17 protein-coding genes, 1 tRNA gene and 1 pseudogene are annotated in these 16641 nt (G+C 58.1%); 13 read left to right on the forward strand and 6 right to left on the reverse strand.

The window, feature by feature from the left end; all coding sequences use genetic code 11:
- The 5 genes and pseudogenes from MYY08_RS02075 to MYY08_RS02095 form a co-directional block, all read right to left on the reverse strand.
- Positions 1-169: pseudogene (locus tag MYY08_RS02075) on the reverse strand (glycosyltransferase); the annotation flags it as partial.
- The gene (locus tag MYY08_RS02080) at positions 166-531 is read right to left on the reverse strand and encodes a GtrA family protein (protein ID WP_288012810.1); all 366 of its coding nucleotides are present in this window, start codon (positions 529-531) and stop codon (positions 166-168) included. The pseudogene MYY08_RS02075 and the gene MYY08_RS02080, both read right to left, overlap by 4 nt.
- A 128-nt stretch (positions 532-659) precedes the next feature.
- A complete protein-coding gene (locus MYY08_RS02085; protein ID WP_038624969.1) occupies positions 660-1817 on the reverse strand; it encodes a tyrosine-type recombinase/integrase in 1158 nt (385 codons plus the stop codon).
- Between the two features lie 162 nt (positions 1818-1979).
- Positions 1980-2054 (reverse strand) — tRNA-Arg (locus MYY08_RS02090).
- A 77-nt stretch (positions 2055-2131) separates the two neighbouring features.
- The gene (locus tag MYY08_RS02095; protein WP_288012814.1) at positions 2132-3067 is read right to left on the reverse strand and encodes a formate/nitrite transporter family protein; all 936 of its coding nucleotides are present in this window, start codon (positions 3065-3067) and stop codon (positions 2132-2134) included.
- Positions 3068-3309: 242 nt separating this feature from the next.
- On the opposite strand from MYY08_RS02095, the gene ccmA reads away from it, so the two are divergent.
- From ccmA to mlaA, 10 genes are read left to right on the forward strand one after another with little or no spacing between them, the layout of a single operon-like run.
- Positions 3310-3927 (forward strand): cytochrome c biogenesis heme-transporting ATPase CcmA, encoded by a 618-nt coding sequence (gene ccmA / locus MYY08_RS02100; protein WP_038624973.1) that lies wholly within the window; start codon positions 3310-3312, stop codon positions 3925-3927.
- Positions 3927-4586: a heme exporter protein CcmB gene (gene ccmB, locus MYY08_RS02105; RefSeq protein ID WP_288012817.1), complete on the forward strand. Its 660-nt coding sequence runs from the start codon at positions 3927-3929 to the stop codon at positions 4584-4586. The genes ccmA and ccmB overlap by 1 nt, the downstream gene beginning before the upstream one ends.
- A gap of 40 nt (positions 4587-4626) precedes the next feature.
- On the forward strand, positions 4627-5370 hold the full coding sequence (locus tag MYY08_RS02110; RefSeq protein ID WP_288012820.1) for a heme ABC transporter permease: 744 nt from the start codon (positions 4627-4629) through the stop codon (positions 5368-5370).
- Positions 5367-5594 carry a heme exporter protein CcmD gene (gene ccmD, locus MYY08_RS02115; RefSeq protein ID WP_084971209.1) on the forward strand — a complete coding sequence of 76 codons (228 nt, stop codon included), beginning with the start codon at positions 5367-5369 and terminating at the stop codon, positions 5592-5594. The genes MYY08_RS02110 and ccmD overlap by 4 nt, the downstream gene beginning before the upstream one ends.
- Before the next feature lies 1 nt (position 5595).
- Positions 5596-6063, forward strand: coding sequence for a cytochrome c maturation protein CcmE (gene ccmE / locus MYY08_RS02120; RefSeq protein WP_288012824.1), 468 nt, complete (start codon positions 5596-5598; stop codon positions 6061-6063).
- Positions 6060-8015, forward strand: coding sequence for a heme lyase CcmF/NrfE family subunit (locus MYY08_RS02125; RefSeq protein ID WP_038624984.1), 1956 nt, complete (start codon positions 6060-6062; stop codon positions 8013-8015). The genes ccmE and MYY08_RS02125 overlap by 4 nt, the downstream gene beginning before the upstream one ends.
- Positions 8012-8569 carry a DsbE family thiol:disulfide interchange protein gene (locus MYY08_RS02130; protein ID WP_038624986.1) on the forward strand — a complete coding sequence of 186 codons (558 nt, stop codon included), beginning with the start codon at positions 8012-8014 and terminating at the stop codon, positions 8567-8569. The genes MYY08_RS02125 and MYY08_RS02130 overlap by 4 nt, the downstream gene beginning before the upstream one ends.
- Complete coding sequence (locus MYY08_RS02135) at positions 8566-9027, forward strand: cytochrome c-type biogenesis protein (RefSeq protein ID WP_038624988.1); 462 nt, start codon at positions 8566-8568, stop codon at positions 9025-9027. Before MYY08_RS02130 ends, MYY08_RS02135 begins: the two co-directional genes overlap by 4 nt.
- Positions 9024-10238, forward strand: a complete 1215-nt coding sequence (gene ccmI / locus MYY08_RS02140) for a c-type cytochrome biogenesis protein CcmI (RefSeq protein ID WP_038624990.1) — start codon at positions 9024-9026, stop codon at positions 10236-10238. Before MYY08_RS02135 ends, ccmI begins: the two co-directional genes overlap by 4 nt.
- Positions 10239-10273: 35 nt before the next feature.
- Positions 10274-11038 carry a phospholipid-binding lipoprotein MlaA gene (mlaA, locus tag MYY08_RS02145; RefSeq protein ID WP_038624992.1) on the forward strand — a complete coding sequence of 255 codons (765 nt, stop codon included), beginning with the start codon at positions 10274-10276 and terminating at the stop codon, positions 11036-11038.
- A gap of 227 nt (positions 11039-11265) precedes the next feature.
- Here the strand turns inward: mlaA and fadL are convergent, their stop codons facing one another.
- On the reverse strand, positions 11266-12600 hold the full coding sequence (gene fadL / locus MYY08_RS02150; protein ID WP_038624993.1) for a long-chain fatty acid transporter FadL: 1335 nt from the start codon (positions 12598-12600) through the stop codon (positions 11266-11268).
- Between the two features lie 347 nt (positions 12601-12947).
- Here fadL and MYY08_RS02155 point away from each other — a divergent pair, with 347 nt between their 5' ends.
- From MYY08_RS02155 to fadJ, 3 genes are all read left to right on the forward strand, one after another.
- Positions 12948-13244 (forward strand): YfcZ/YiiS family protein, encoded by a 297-nt coding sequence (locus tag MYY08_RS02155; RefSeq protein ID WP_038624994.1) that lies wholly within the window; start codon positions 12948-12950, stop codon positions 13242-13244.
- 207 nt (positions 13245-13451) lie between these two features.
- The gene (fadI, locus tag MYY08_RS02160; RefSeq protein ID WP_288012833.1) at positions 13452-14762 is read left to right on the forward strand and encodes an acetyl-CoA C-acyltransferase FadI; all 1311 of its coding nucleotides are present in this window, start codon (positions 13452-13454) and stop codon (positions 14760-14762) included.
- A 4-nt stretch (positions 14763-14766) separates the two neighbouring features.
- Positions 14767-16641, forward strand: a 1875-nt coding sequence (gene fadJ, locus MYY08_RS02165; RefSeq protein ID WP_288012836.1) for a fatty acid oxidation complex subunit alpha FadJ, incomplete at its 3' end; no start/stop codon positions are given.

Genomic DNA, 16641 nt, shown 5'->3' on the forward strand with positions numbered 1-16641 from the left:
TGCCCTGCAATGAAATTTATGATTTCCTCAGTCTTATCCTTACTCCATCATTGACAAAGATGATCTCTACATCAATATCTTTTAATGCTTCATTGCTTCTAACCGTTCTATAAAAAAGATCGATTGTGTCTTCTTCATTAAAAACAGGAACTATGAGTGAAATTCTCATTGCGCTTTGTCCTTAAATACAAAGTAATTAAAGAAAAGAAATCCAACAATCACGCTTGCCGGAGAAAATATAATAAGTGTTGCAATAGGGTGAAGGCCAAGTTTGTCCGATAAACCTCCTACGGAGTAGCTCAGAAATCCCATAAAAATTACATAGGCAATGTAACGCGGTCCTGTGGCTTTCTTTTTGAAAGTGAAATAAGCATTAGCAAAAAAGGAAAAAGTTACAGCAAATGCGAATCCGGCTAAATTTGCTACTGCCTGCGTTGTCATCAAGCCATAGCAAAACAGGCCGTACACCACCCAGTGTATAGCTGTGTTTACCACCCCGACAGACGCATATCTTGTTAACATCCCGATCATAGTCAAACCATCCTTATGAGAGTTGTCTGATCTTAACGGCAGGAATGAAGAAGGCAAGAGTGAGGTGAGACAAATTTGGGACACGCATGGCTTTGTGACCTTTGCCAAAGCTTTGCATGCCCGGATGATTAATCTTTTTTGCCGTCTATATAGTCAGCCCACCACTGCATCATCTCTTTGCGCTTTTCAAGATACTGCGCGTGGTTATAGATGCCACGGATGTTGTTTCGGTCTACGTGGGCCAGTTGGCGCTCAATGGCATCATGTGGCCAGCCATGCTCGTTAAGTATTGTGCTGAACTGATGGCGGAAGCCATGCCCGCTTGCCAGCCCCTCATATCCAATTTGTCGGATTACCAGCAGAACGGCATTTTCACTAATTGATTTCTTTTTATCGTTACGGCCGGCGAAAACAAAATGGGAGATGGAGGTGATCGGCTGCAGTTGCCTGAGCAGGTCATGAACCTGCTGAGACATTGGCACCAGATGCTGCTTGCGGCTTTTCATTACTTCAGCATCGATGGTGATAATCCTGTTCTCAAAATCGACGTTCGCCCATTGCATGGACCGAAGTTCTTTTGTGCGCATCGCGGTGTATTGCAAAATCTGAGTTGCTATCTTTGAAACGATACTTCCTGAGTAACCGGCAAGCGCCTGGTTGAATGCAGGTATCTGCTCAGCTGGCAGGAAAGGAAAGTTCTTTTTACGGTATCCCTTCATTGCATCAGCCAGGTCAGGGGCTGGATTATATTTGGCTCGACCAGTAACCACCGCGTATCTGAAAACCTCTCCACACCGGCGCCGTGCTTTATTTGCCCTCTCCATGGCGCCGCGCTCTTCAAATCTCCTCAGCACCTTTAGCAGCGTCATCGGCTCAATGTCATCCATAGCCATCTTGCCTATATAAGGAAGGATGTCGGCTTCAAACATGCGCTGCAGCTCAACAGCATAGCCCTCAGACCACACCTGCTTTTTATGCTTATACCATTCCTCATAGATTGAACCGAATGTATCAGGCACCTTGTCCTGCTGCTTTTTCTTTGCTGCGGGATTTAATCCGATAGCCAGGTCGCGCTTCACTTCGAAAGCAATATTGCGGGCATCTGCCGGTCCGATCTCCGGATACTTACCAACCGTGTGAATCTTTTCCTTTCCCTCAAATTGATATCGCAACTGCCAAACCTTCTTTCCTGAGGCGGGGATATAAAGATAAAGCCCGTTGCCGTCTGAAATCCTGTACGGCTTTTCCTTGGGCTTTGCGGCATCAATCTGCTTAACGGTGAGCATTGGGTAAAATCCAGATGGGTAAAGTTGGTTTACCCAGAATTTACCCAGTTAAAAGTCAGGCTGTCAACGAACGACGGCGAACAAGTACGGACGAGTCTTTGGCATGAGCCTTAATGGGAGCGAGGTTTTGCGAACTTTAACGGAAGGTGGCGAACGGTGAGATGGCGTCCCCTGCAGGAATCGAACCTACAACTAGCCCTTAGGAGGGGCTCGTTATATCCATTTAACTAAGGGGACGGCGGCGGGCAGTATAGCGCAATTTCTTCCGCGAATTAACCACTTGCCCGCCTGACTGCTTATTCTCTCGACAATTTTTACCGTGGATTGCGGTTTTCCTGTGCTTTTTTCTGCTGGCGCGTCTCTTTTTTCCGATCCGCTTCTGCCTGTGCTTTTGCTTTATTGCTCATATCGTTGCGGATCTGCGCATGGCTGAGCAGGGCGAAGATAAAGGTGCCGCCGATAATATTGCCGGCCAGCGTAGGCAGGGCGAAAGGCCAGATAAACTCCTGCCACGGCAGCGCGCCGGTAAACACCAGATACCAGACTTCTACCGAACCCACGACGATGTGCGACAGGTCGCCCAGCGCCACCAGCCAGGTCATCAGCACGATCACCAGCAGTTTCGCCGCCCCTGATGAGGGGAACATCCACACCATAGTGGCGATAATCCAGCCCGCTATAACCGCGTTAGCGAACATCTCTCCCGGCGAGTTCTCCATGACTTTTTCGCTGATATGGGTAAAGGCGAGGCGCGTCGGCTCATCAAATATCGGCATCCAGGTGAACGCCAGCGCGGCCAGCCCGGTGCCGATCAGGTTGCCTAACAGCACCATGCCCCACAGGCGCAGCAGCAGAAGGAAATTACCGCCGGTGGGTTTATGCATGATCGGCAACACGGCGGTAACCGTGTTTTCGGTAAACAGCTGCTGACGCGCCATAATCACGATGATAAAACCAAAGGTATAGCCCAGATTCTCCAGCAGAAACGCGCCCGGCACGCCCGCCAGATGCACCTGAAAAATTCCTTTCGCCATCAGCGACGCGCCCATAGAGATTCCGGCGGCGACCGCCGACCACAGTAGCGCCAGACTGTCACGCTCCAGCTCCTTTTCGCCATCTTGGCGGATCTGTTCATGAATCGCCGCTGCGCGTGAAGGAAGCTGCTCCTCGTCTACCTCAATTTCCTCACCCTGATCCTTCTCTTCGCTTTCAACTTCGATTTCATTATCTTGCTGCTGTTGTGACGTCATATAAACCCCAGTGGTGTTGAACAATCCTTTAAGCGTAGCCAGTTTTAAAGTAAGTAAAATGTGACGTAACTTTAGGTAAAAAGTAACAAAGCTTTAATGCTGTTGTTTTTTTAGGCAAAAGATTGATCTAATGCAGGTTATTTGACCAGATCCAGGGTTTCCTGAGCAGTGGTCAGGCTACGGGGTAATACTGACTTATGTTATTATCGCGGCCCGATTCAATAGTGCGACATTTTCCTCTCATGCTGGAAGCCACCAATCTGACCTGCATACGCGATGAACGCGTACTGTTCAGCGATCTCAGTTTCGCGGTTAATCACGGCGATATAGTTCAGATCGAAGGGCCTAACGGCGCAGGTAAAACCTCGCTGCTGCGGCTGCTGGCGGGGCTTAGCAGCGCGGAACGCGGCGAAGTGCGCTGGCAGGGAGAGCCGCTTTCCCGACAGCGCGCGCAGTGGCATCGCGACCTGCTGTTTCTCGGTCATCATCCCGGCGTGAAAACCGTGCTTTCGCCGCTGGAAAATCTCGCCTTTTATCATGCCGACTGCGACGAAGCGCAGCGCTTCGCCGCGCTTGAGGCAGTTGATCTGCTCGGTTTTGAAGAGATGGCGACGGCGCAGCTGTCGGCCGGGCAGCAGCGACGCGTTGCGCTGGCGCGGCTCTGGCTTAGCAAGGCGCCGGTCTGGATTCTGGATGAGCCCCTGACGGCCATCGACGTCGACGGCGTAAAAAAACTGATGGCGCTGTTTGTACGCCATGCGCAAAACGGCGGCATGGTGATATTAACCACGCATCAGCCGTTGCCTTCCGCCGCTTGTCCGCTGCGCAAAATCAGCCTGACGACGGGAGAGCCTTTCTGATGCTGGGGCGCGTCATACAGCGCGAGCTGCGCATCGCTTTTCGCAGCGGCGCGGAAGTGATTAACCCGCTGTGGTTTTTTTTAATCGTGATCACGCTGTTCCCGCTGGGCATCGGCCCTGAGCCGCAGCTGCTGGCGCGCATTGCGCCGGGCGTGGCGTGGGTGGCCGCGCTGCTCTCGTCGCTACTGGCGCTGGAACGGCTGTTTCGCGACGACTTCGCCGACGGATCGCTGGAACAGCTATTGCTGCTGCCGACGCCTCTGCCGGTTACCGTGCTGGGCAAAGTGATCGCGCACTGGCTGATTACCGGACTGCCGCTGCTGCTGCTGTCGCCGCTGGCGGCGTTGCTGCTGTCGCTTAACGTCGCCGGCTGGCGCGCGCTGGCGCTGACGATCCTGCTCGGCACGCCGACGCTCAGCCTGCTGGGGGCTATCGGCGTGGCGTTAACCGTCGGGCTGCGGCGGGGCGGGGTGCTGCTAAGCCTGCTGGTGCTGCCGCTGGCGGTGCCGGTGTTAATTTTTGCCAGCGCGGCGATTGACGCGGCTGGCATGGGGCTGCCGATTGGCGGCTACCTGGCGATTTTGGGCGCCATGCTGGCGGCCAGCGCCTGCCTGGCGCCGTTCGCAACGGCGGCGGCGCTGCGTATCAGCCTCCATTAAGAGATGAACCGATTTATATTTTTTACCGTGAGCAATAACAATGTGGAAATGGATACATCAGCTGGCGAAGCCGGAACGGCTCTATCAGTTTAGCGGCCGACTGGTCCCCGGGTGCGCGCTGCTGGCGGCACTGACGTTGCTGACCGGCTGGGGATGGGGCTTCGGCTTCGCGCCGGCGGATTACCAGCAGGGGGAGAGCTACCGCATCATCTATCTGCATGTGCCGGCCGCCATCTGGTCGATGGGCATTTACAGCGCGATGGCCGTCGCCGCCTTCACTGGCCTGGTATGGCAGATGAAAATGGCCGATCTGGCCGCCGCCGCGATGGCGCCGGTGGGCGCGACTTTCACTTTTATCGCCCTGATCACAGGCTCCGCCTGGGGTAAACCGATGTGGGGCACCTGGTGGATCTGGGACGCGCGTCTGACCTCGGAGCTGGTGTTGCTGTTTCTCTATCTGGGCGTCATCGCCCTGTACAAAGCCTTTGACGACCGGCGCATGGCGGGCCGCGCCGCCAGCATTTTAATCCTCGTCGGCGTGGTCAATATTCCCGTTATCCACTTCTCGGTACAGTGGTGGAACACGCTGCATCAGGGCTCGTCCGGCATGCTGCAACAGGCGATCGCGCCGAGCATGCGCACGCCGCTGCGCTGGTCGATTCTCGGTTATCTGCTGCTGTTTATCACCTTAACGCTGATGCGTCTGCGCAATCTTATTCTGCTGACCGAGCGCCATCGTCCCTGGGTGGCCGCGCTGGTTAATAAAGGAGGGCGCGCCGCATGAGACCCGCTTTTTCTTCCTGGTACGACTTTTTCGCCATGGGCGGCTACGGCTTTTACGTCTGGCTGGCCGTCTGTTTTACCCTGGGCTCGCTGATGATTCTGGTGGCGCATACCGCATGGCAGCGTCGTCAACTGCTTAAAAGCGTTCGTCAGCATCAGGCTCGTGAGCGCCGCATCAGGGCGGCAAAAATGAAACAGGCCGCAAGCCAGGCGGCAGGAGAATAATGTGAATACCCGTCGTAAAAACCGCCTCTACGTGGTCGTGGCGATCCTGGTTGGGCTGAGCCTGGCGACCGCGCTGGTGATGTACGCGCTGCGTTCCAATATCGATCTTTTCTATACGCCCAGCGAAATTCTCTACGGCAAGGGCGAAGAGCATGCCAAACCGGAGCCGGGACAGCGGCTGCGCGTCGGCGGCATGGTGATGCCTGGCAGCGTGAAGCGTGATGAAAAAACGTTACAGATCTCTTTTAAACTCTATGACGCTAACGGGGTGGTCAATGTCAGCTATGAGGGCATCCTGCCCGATCTGTTCCGCGAAGGGCAGGGCGTCGTGGCGCAGGGCGAGCTTCAGGCGGGCAACCTGATCCGGGCGAAGGAGGTGCTGGCGAAGCATGATGAGAAATATACGCCGCCGGAGATCGCCGACGCGATGAAGCAAAATCATCGGCACAGCGAGGGCAATCGCTCATGATGCCGGAAATCGGACACTATCTGCTCTGCCTTGGACTGGCGTTAGCGCTACTGCTCAGCGTTTATCCGCTGTGGGGCGCGGCGCGGCAGGACAGCCGTCTCACCGGACTGGCGCGTCCGCTTGCCGTTGGGCTGTTTCTTTGCGTGGCGGGCAGCTTTGGCGTACTGGTGCACGCCTTTATCGTTAACGATTTTACCGTGGCTTACGTGGTCAGCAACGCTAACAGCCAGCTGCCGATCTACTACCGCATCGCCGCCACCTGGGGGGCGCATGAAGGTTCGCTGCTGCTGTGGGTTTTGATGCTCAGCGGCTGGACGCTGGCAGTGGCGATCTTCAGTCGCGGCATGCCGCAGGATGCGGTGGCGCGCGTGCTGGCGGTAATGGGGATGATCAACTTCGGCTTTCTGCTGTTTATTATTTTCACCTCCAACCCTTTTACCCGCACGCTGCCCGCTTATCCCATTGACGGGCACGATCTGAATCCGATGTTGCAGGATATCGGGCTGATCTTCCATCCGCCGCTGCTTTATATGGGTTATGTCGGCTTTTCTGTCGCCTTCGCCTTCGCCATCGCCTCGCTGATGGCGGGACGGCTGGACACCGCTTGGGCGCGCTGGTCACGCCCCTGGACCATCGCGGCCTGGCTGTTTCTCACCGTTGGCATCGTACTGGGTTCCGCCTGGGCCTATTATGAGCTCGGCTGGGGAGGCTGGTGGTTCTGGGACCCGGTGGAGAACGCCTCCTTTATGCCGTGGCTGGCGGGCACCGCGCTGATTCACTCGCTGGCGGTGACGGAAAAGCGCGGCACCTTTAAAGCCTGGACGGTGCTGCTGGCGATCACCGCCTTTTCGCTCAGCTTGCTCGGCACCTTCCTGGTGCGTTCCGGCGTGCTGGTCTCGGTGCATGCCTTCGCCTCCGATCCGGCGCGCGGCATGTTTATTCTCGCTTTCCTGGTGATTGTGATCGGCAGCTCGCTGCTGCTTTATGCAGTCAAAGGCGGACGGGTGCGCAGCCGGGTGCAGAATGATTTTTGGTCGCGCGAATCCTTTTTGCTCGGCAACAATGTCCTGCTGATTGCCGGCATGCTGGTGGTGCTGTTGGGCACGCTGCTGCCGCTGGTGCATAAACAGCTGGGGTTGGGCACCATTTCCATTGGCGAACCTTTCTTTAACACCATGTTCAGCGCGCTGATGGCGCCGTTCGCGCTGCTGCTGGGCATAGGGCCGCTGGTGCGCTGGCGCCGCGACGAGCCGCAGAAACTCTGGAAACGGCTGGCGCTGGCGCTGCTGGCGACGCTGCTACTGTCGCTGCTGCTGCCGTGGCTGATGCAGGACCGCATCGAGGCGATGACGGCAGTCGGGCTGATGATGGCGCTGTGGGTCATTATGCTGACGCTGCTGGAGCTGCACGAGCGCGCCACCCATCGTCACAGCCTGCTGCGCGGCCTGACGCGCCTGTCTCGTAGTCACTGGGGCATGGTGTTCGGCCATCTGGGTGTTGCTGTGACGGTAATCGGCATCGCTTTCAGTCAGAACTACAGCGTCGAGCGCGACGTGCGCATGAAAGCGGGCGACAGCGTCGATATTCACCGTTACCACTTTGTCTTCCGCGACGTGCGCGCCGTGAATGGCCCCAACTACAGCGGCGGCGCGGCGATTATCGATGTGACGCGCGACGGCAGGCCGGAAGCGACGCTGCGGGCGGAAAAGCGCTACTACAGCGTGGCGCGTAGCATGATGACCGAGGCGGCCATCGACGGCGGCCTGACGCGCGATCTCTATGCGGCGCTCGGCGAAGAACTGGACGGCGGCGCCTGGGCGGTGCGGATTTATTACAAACCTTTTGTGCGCTGGATATGGTACGGCGGCCTGTTTATGGCGTTCGGCGGCCTGCTCTGTCTGCTCGACCCGCGTTATCGCAGCCGTAAAAAGGCGCAACGGGAGCTGGTATGAATAAGAAGATCCTCTATATTCCGCTGGTGCTGTTTCTGCTGCTGGCGGTCGCGCTGATGTGGCAGCTGTCGCGCAACGCCGATGGCGACGATCCCACGCGGCTGGAGTCGGCGCTGATCGGCAAACCGGTGCCGCTGTTTACGCTGGAGGCGCTGGATACGCCGGGTAAAACATGGGATCAGTCGGTGCTGGCGGACGGCAAGCCGCTGCTGCTGAACGTCTGGGCCACCTGGTGTCCTACCTGCCGCGCCGAACATCAGTATCTTAATACGCTGGCGGAGCAGGGCGTGCGCGTGGTCGGTCTCAATTACAAAGACGATCGCGCAAAAGCGATTAACTGGCTCAATACGCTGGGCAATCCTTACGCGCTCAGCCTGTATGACGGCAGCGGCATGCTCGGCCTCGATCTGGGCGTGTACGGCGCGCCGGAAACCTTTCTGATCGACGGTAAGGGCATTATCCGCTATCGCCATGCGGGCGATCTCAACGCGCGCGTCTGGCAGCAGGAAGTGCGGCCGCTGTGGGAAAAATACAGTAGGGAGGCGGAAAAATGAGAGCGTTGATCCTTCTGCTGGCGGGGCTGCTGTTCAGCCTGAGCGCGCTGGCGACCATTGAGACCTGGCAGTTCGACTCCGCAGAGCAGGAGCAGCAATATCGCGAGCTGACCGCCTCGCTGCGCTGCCCTAAGTGCCAGAACAACAGCATCGCCGACTCCAACGCCATGATCGCCGCCGATATGCGTCTGAAGGTCTATCAGCTGTTGAAGCAGGGGCAGAGCGGGAAGCAGATTACGCAATATATGGTGGCGCGCTACGGTAATTTTGTGACCTATCAGCCGCCGGTAATCCCCTCGACGCTGATCCTGTGGGCCGGTCCGCTGCTGTTTATCGTGGCCGGCGGCCTGGTAATATTTTTACGCAGCCGTCGTCTGCCGCCGGAGATCGAGCGGTTGGACGAGGCGGAGCAAAAGCGTCTGGCGGCGCTGCTGGAAAGCGACAGGAAATCTGAATGACTCTTTTCTGGATAGTATTGACCGCGCTGCTGGCGGCGGCGCTGCTGCTGTTTCTGGCAGCGGGCTGGCGCAGCGATCGTTCAGCGGCGCTCGACCGGGACGCGCTGAACAAAGTGTTTTACCAGCAGCGTCTGGCGGAGCTGGAACAGGATGAGGCGCAGGGCGTTATCGACGCGCGTCAGCCGATGGTGCAGGAGCTGCAACAAACGCTGCTGAGCGATATTCCCGCCGCGTCTGACGATGCGCCCGCGCGCCCGCTGAGCCGCTGGGTGCTGCTGCCGGGGGCGCTGCTGCTGGTGCTGGTGAGCCTTGGCTGTTATCTGAAAACCGGCGGTCTGCCGGGACTGATCGCCTGGAAACAGGTAGAGAATGAGTATCCGGCGTTGCGCGCGCGCCTGCTGGACCCGCAGGCGAAGCCGCTGACGCTGGAGGAGCTGGCGCGTCTGGGGCTGGGGCTGCGCACTTCGCTGCAACAGCACGATGGCGGATTGCATGACTGGCTGATGCTGGGCCGCATCGGCATGGTGCTGAATAATCGCGATACGGCGATTCAGGCGTTTCAGCGCGCCCTGCAGCTGGCGCCGAACAACAGTGAAATCAAACTCAACTACGCGGAAGTGCTTACGCGCTCCAGCGACGCGCAGGACAATCGTGAGGCGCAGGCGCTGCTGGATGCGATGTTAAAGCAGGAACCGGATAATGTGCGCATACTTAGCCTGTCGGCATTTAATGCCTTTGAGCAGCAACAGTACGAGAAGGCGATCGGCGTTTGGCAAACGATGCTGACGCTGCTGCCGCCAAACGATGCGCGTATCGCACAGGTAAGGCGCGATATTGAGCAGGCGAAGGCTTCCGCCGGGCTGCAAACCAGTCAGTTGACGCTGAACGTGACGCTGGGATCGAAGGTAGAAAAAATGTTACCGCAGGGCGGAGTGTTGTATATTTCTGTTTCTGACGGTGTTTCACCGGTTCCGGTGGCAGTGAAGAGACTGCCGCTGAGTCATTTTCCGCTATCGCTGACGCTGGATGACAGTAACGCCATGATGCCGGAACGCCTGCTTTCGGCGCAGCATCAGGTGAAGGTGCGCGTGCGTATCGCGCGTGACGGCAGCGCCGCTCCGCAAACCGGCGACTGGTTTGGCGAAAGCGCGTTAACGCCTTTTGATGGTCATCAGCATCTTACTGTTGAAATCAATCAACAGCAGCCCTGAAGCGGTACGCACTCAATCAATACAGGGAGAAGATTATGAACTACCGCCTGACAGGGTTGGCGCTGGCAAGCGTTTTGTTAGTGGGCTGCGCCAGCTCTCACGATAATAACGAACCGCAGGGGCGTTCCGATCCGCTGGAAGGTTTTAACCGCACGATGTTTGACTTCAACTATAACGTGCTGGATCCGTATGTGTTGCGTCCGGTAGCGGTGGCGTGGCGGGACTATGTGCCGGTTCCCGCGCGTACCGGTGTCAGTAATTTTCTTGGCAACCTGAATGAGCCCGCAGCGATGGTGAACTCCTTCCTGCGTGGCGATCCCTATCGCGGCATGATCCACTTTAACCGCTTCTTCCTGAATACCGTGCTGGGCCTGGGCGGTTTTATCGACGTGGCGGGCATGGCGAACGACAAGCTGGCGCGTGAGGAGCCACCGCGCTTTGGCGGCACGCTCGGCACCTGGGGCGTCGGCTACGGTCCGTATGTGGTGCTGCCCGGCTACGGCAGCTTTACGCCGCGCGAAGATGGCGGCGACTATCTGGATACGCTCTATCCGGTGCTGAGCTGGCTGAGCTGGCCGCTGACCGCTGGTAAATGGGCGCTGGAGGGCGTGGAAACGCGCGCGCAGCTGCTGGATTCCGACGCGATTCTGCGCAGCTCCAACGACCCTTACGCCTTTGTACGTAACGCCTATTTCCAGCGCCACGATTTTCTGGCGAACGGCGGCAAGCTGAAGCCGCAGGAGAACCCCAACGCGCAGGCGATTGAGGGCGATCTGGACGATATTGACGCCGCGGAATAAGCGGCAAGAAAAAAGGCGGGAGATTCCCGCCTTTTTTATGTGGCACCGAACTCAAAGCGCAGGGCGTCCGGGCAGAAGAGTAAAGCGTCCCGCGCCAGGGAAGGCGCGGGCCGAGCCGTCATGGATGACGCACTGGCGTCTTTACGATCGGCCCGGACGCTCTGCGCAGGCGCCGGACCTGTTTTTAAGGCGGGAATCTCCCGCCTTTTTTGCTTTCAACCGCGCCATCAGAAACGGTAGTTAAAGTTGGCGCCGTAGAGCCAGGCTTTGCCTTCCGAATTGAACTCATAGGGCGTCACAGCGCCGTTACGCGCGGTAGCGACCGGGTCTACCCCTTCGCGCACCGTCACTTTCTGGCCGTGCATCCAGGATACGCCGACGTCCACCGAGGCGTTATCGTTAAAGGCGTAAGAGGCGCCGGCGCTCAGCCACAGGCGATCCTGATCGGGAATGGAGATAGAACGTTTGTCAGCCGGAACCGGGCTGTCATCAAAGGCGATACCGGCGCGGAAGGTCCAGTTTTGATCGTAAAAGTAAGTGGTGCCCAGCGCGATGCGGTAAGCGTCTTTATAGCTTTCATCTTTATAGAACAGCTGCTGTCCGTTGCTGCCGGTCGCTTTCAGCTCCTGGAACTGACTCCAGCTGGTATAGGCCAGGCTGTAGTGAACCGCCCACTGCGGCGCGACCTTATGATAGCCGGAGACTTCCCACATCTCCGGCAGGTTCAGCGTCAGCGCGCCTGGAATGGTGTTGCCGTTGGTGCCGTAAGGCAGGCCAATCAGACCGGTGATAGGGTTCGCCTGTGATGGAATCGAGCTCTTATAATCGCCGTCAAAGTCGATCTTCACTTCAGAACGATAGGTAAAGCCGAAGCGGTTGTTTTCATCCACCTCATACAGAATGCCGGCATTCCAGCCAAAGCCCCACTCGTCGCCTTTCAGATGCGCGATTTGCGTGTCCGCAGGCGCGGCAGGCAGACCATAGGCAGGCAGCACGCCGCCATATTCACCCAGATAGCGTTCAATCTTGGCGCGCGCGTAAACCGCGTCAAAGCCCACGCCGAAGCTGAAGTGCTGGTTCATGCGCCAGGCGGTGCTTAAATTCAGGTTGGAGGTTATCAGGTCGGTTTTGCCGCCGTAGGCGCCGCCCGCGTAGTTATTATTAAATTCGGTAGCCAGACCGTAATTGGTGGTGGCGGAAGCGCCGATCCACCATTGATCGTTAATCGGCTGCACATAATGAATGTTGGGTACCCACTGCGTCGGCGCAATATTGTCAGCCTTCAGGCTGTTGCCGGAGCCGCTGTCGCCGTCAATATTCACATCGGGATCGATAAATACCGCGCCGATGGAAAACATGGGGCGATCCATTAATGCCATCGTCGCCGGATTACGACTGGCGGAAGCTGCCGTATCGCCCATGGCGCCTTCGCCGGAATAGGCGCGGCCCAAACCAACCGAGGAGAACTCATTGAGCTGGAAGCCCGCTGCGTAAAGATTTGAGGAAGCAATTGCCACTGCCGCCGCCAAAGCTGACTTTGCACACAGGTTTTTATGGTTCATGACCACAACCTCATTATGTGATTTTTATAAATTATGTTACATGAAGTAACAAGGGATCGGGGATTGTAGGGGCTGAAATACAACGCACAAATCAGACCAGTGCGCACAGTATAGGTCTGACCTGTGTATATGTTGCAATATTGTTTTTTAAATATTTCAAATATGATCCATGAAATAAGATCCACGTAGCAAATTTGCCGCGTCGCTGCCTGAATAGCCGCGTTATTCCTGCGCCAGATCAATAATGTTAGTGATAGTCCTCACACTATTTCGTGGCAGCCAAAGGGGAGGCGTAAAATAGCCCGCAATCTGTTTAATCGTTTAAAGCGAAATAGTGGGAGATAAAAATGAGTGATGCTTTAAATAAATGCAGCGCGAATGAAACCGCGGCCTGCTGCTGTGTGGATGTCGGCACCGTGATGGATAACAGCGACTGCACCGCCTCCTGGTCCCGTGTGTTTAGCGATCGCCAGCAGGCGGAAGCGATGCTGGCGACGTTGACCGAAAAAGCGCACGGTGTAGAGTCAGAGCCGTGCGTAATTACCCCACGCTTTACCGATGTAGCGGAAGGCGTGCAGCTGGATGTTGATTTTACCTTCAGCTGCCAGGCGGAGACCCTGATTTTCCAGCTCGGCCTGCGCTAAAATCCCGCTCGCGGCGCTGAAAACGCAGCGCCGCTCTTATCCTGATGTTACCTTCCCTAACATCTCTTTTTCCTTCTCCAGCGGCAACTGTGCCGCCGCTCTCATTTTCCGTGCCCCTCGCTGGCGCCTTGTAACAAACTGGTTAACACTGGCCAGGTCTGACCTCTTTGGCAATGATGCTGCGGTCGCGGTTAACAGGTGAGAATAATGAGCAGAGCGCTTCCTTTGCTGACGCGTCAGGGCGATCGCATCGCCATAACCCACGGGCTGCGTACGCCTTTCGCCCGCCAGGCGACGGCGCTGCACGGCATTCCGGCGATTGAGCTGGGGCGCATGGTGGTTAGCGAATTAATGGCCCGCAGCGAACTTCCGGTGGATATTATCGAACAGCTGGTGTTCGGCCAGGTGATACAAATGCCGGAGGCGCCGAATATCGCGCGCGAAATCGTCCTTAGCAGCGGACTGAGCGTCCGCACCGACGCTTACAGCATCAGCCGTGCCTGCGCTACCAGCTTTCAGGCGGTCGCCAGCCTGGCGGAAAGCCTGCTGGCAGGCAACGTCAGTGCCGGCATCGCTGGCGGCGCCGACTCCTCCTCCGTTTTGCCGATCGGCGTCAGCAAAAAGCTGGGCCGAACGTTGGTCGATCTTAGCAAGGCGCGCACCTTAGGTAAAAAACTCAAGTTGTTCAGCGCGCTGCGCCCGCGCGATCTGCTGCCGGTGCCGCCCGCGGTGGCGGAGTACTCTACCGGCCTGCGCATGGGCGACACCGCCGAGCAGATGGCGAAAAGCCACGGCATCAGCCGCGAACAGCAGGATGCGCTGGCGCATCGATCCCATCAGCGCGCCGCCCAGGCGTGGCGCGAAGGCCATTTACATAATGAAGTCATGACCGCCTGGGTGCCGCCTTGGCGCGCCGCCTTCCGTCAGGATAACAACGTGCGTGAAAACAGCGTTCTCAGCGATTACGCCCGTTTGCGTCCCGCGTTCGATCGTCGCCACGGCAGCGTGACGGCCGCCAACAGCACGCCGCTTACCGACGGCGCCGCCGCTGTGATCCTGATGACCGAATCGCGGGCGCGCGAACTGGACGTCACGCCGCTGGGCTATCTGCGCAGCTACGCCTTTACCGCCACCGATGTCTGGCAGGATATGCTGCTGGGGCCGGTCTATGCGACGCCGCTGGCGCTGGATCGCGCGGGCATTGCGCTGCGTGACCTGACGCTGATTGATATGCACGAGGCGTTCGCCGCGCAGACGCTGACGAACCTGAAACTGTTCCGCGACGAGCGCTTCGCCCGCGATATGCTGAATCGTTCGCAGGCGTTAGGCGAAGTAAATGAAGAGAAATTTAACGTGCTTGGCGGCTCTATCGCCTACGGGCATCCCTTCGCCGCTACCGGCGCGCGCATGATTACCCAAACGCTGAACGAACTGCGCCGTCGCGGCGGCGGGCTGGGGCTGGTGACCGCCTGTGCGGCGGGCGGCCTGGGAGCGGCGATGGTACTGGAGGTTGAATAAGGTTATGGAACAGCAATCTGCATTTCAGTTTAACGTTCGCAGCGACAACGTCGGCGTCATCACCATCGATCTCCCCGGTGAAAAAATGAATACGCTGCGCGCGGCGTTTATTGAACAGATCCGCGCGGTGATTACCGAGGCGCGTCAGCATCAGGCGTTGGCCGGGCTGGTGTTTATCTCCGGCAAACCTGACTCCTTTATCGCCGGCGCGGATATCAGCATGATCGATGCCTGCCGCAGCGCCGACGAGGCGCGCCAACTGGCGGAGCAGGGGCAGCGCATTATGTCGGAGATCGCCGCGCTGCCGGTGACGGTCGTGGCGGCCATTCACGGTCCTTGTCTCGGCGGCGGCCTGGAGCTGGCGCTGGCCTGCGACAGGCGCGTCTGTACACTGGATGAGAAAACCCTGCTGGGGCTGCCGGAAGTGCAGCTGGGCCTGCTGCCCGGCAGCGGCGGCACGCAGCGTCTGCCGCGTCTGATTGGCGCCTCGCAGGCGCTGAACCTGATTCTGACCGGTAAAAGCCTGCGGGCGAAGCAGGCGCTGAAGCTGGGGCTGGTGGATGATGCGGTGCCGCACGCCATTCTGCTGGAAACGGCGGTGGCGCTGGCGCTAAAGGGCAAAGGCCAACGCCGTCCGCTGCCATTGCGCGAACGGTTGATGAACGGGCCGGCAGGACGCGCCGTGCTGTTTAAGCTGGCGGCGCGACAAAGCGAAGCGAAAACCCGCGGCAACTACCCGGCGACGCGCCGTATTCTCGAAGCGGTGCGCATCGGCCTGGAGCAGGGTATGCGCGCAGGTCATGAGGCGGAGGCGCTCGCCTTTGGCGAGCTGACCATGACGCCGCAATCCGCCGCGCTGCGCCATCTCTTCTTCGCCACTACCGCCATGAAAAAAGAGCGCGGCGCCGTTGCGCAGCCGTTGCCGCTACGTTCGGTTGGCGTGTTGGGCGGCGGGCTGATGGGCGGCGGTATCGCCGCCGTTACCGCCACCAAAGCGGGGCTGCCGGTGCGGATTAAAGATATCAGCGTGGAAGGTATCAATCATGCGATGAAGTACAGCTGGGATCTGCTGAGTAAAAAGGTCAGGCGTCGACATATGACGGCCGCCGCGCGTCAGCGGCAGATGGCGCTGATTTCCGGCGCCACCGACTATAGCGGCTTTGCTCAGCGCGACGTGGTGATTGAGGCAGTGTTTGAGGATTTGACGCTTAAGCAGCAGATGGTGGCGGAGGTGGAGCAGCACTGCGCGCCGCATACCCTTTTCGCCTCTAACACCTCCTCGTTGCCGATCGCGCAGATCGCCGCGCGGGCGCAGCGGCCAGAGCAGGTGATCGGCCTGCACTACTTCAGTCCGGTGGATAAGATGATGCTGGTCGAAGTGATCCCGCATCAGCACACCTCAGAAACGACGATTGCTACCACGGTGGCGCTGGCTAAACGGCAGGGGAAAACGCCGATCGTGGTGGCCGATCGCCCTGGCTTTTACGTCAACCGCATTCTGGCGCCTTATATGAATGAGGCGATGCGCTGTCTGCTGGAGGGCGAGCCGATGGAAAATATCGACGGGGCGCTGGTGAAATTCGGCTTTCCGCTGGGACCGGTGCAGCTGCTGGATGAGGTCGGCATTGACACAGGCACCAAAATTCTGCCGATTCTGGAGCAGGCCTGGGGAGCGCGCTTCGCCGCGCCGGAGGCGTTCGCCGCCGTGCTGGAGGACAATCGCAAAGGGCGCAAAAATGGACGCGGATTTTACCGCTACGATGGGCGCGGCAAAACGAAACGGCCCGATAAAACTCTCTATTCGCTGCTGCATATCCAGCCGCAGCATCGGCTTGACGGGGCGCTTATCGCCCAGCGCTGTGTAATGTTAATGCTGAAC

Source organism: Mixta sp. (assembly GCF_024610815.1).
Lineage (GTDB): Bacteria > Pseudomonadota > Gammaproteobacteria > Enterobacterales > Enterobacteriaceae > Mixta > Mixta calida.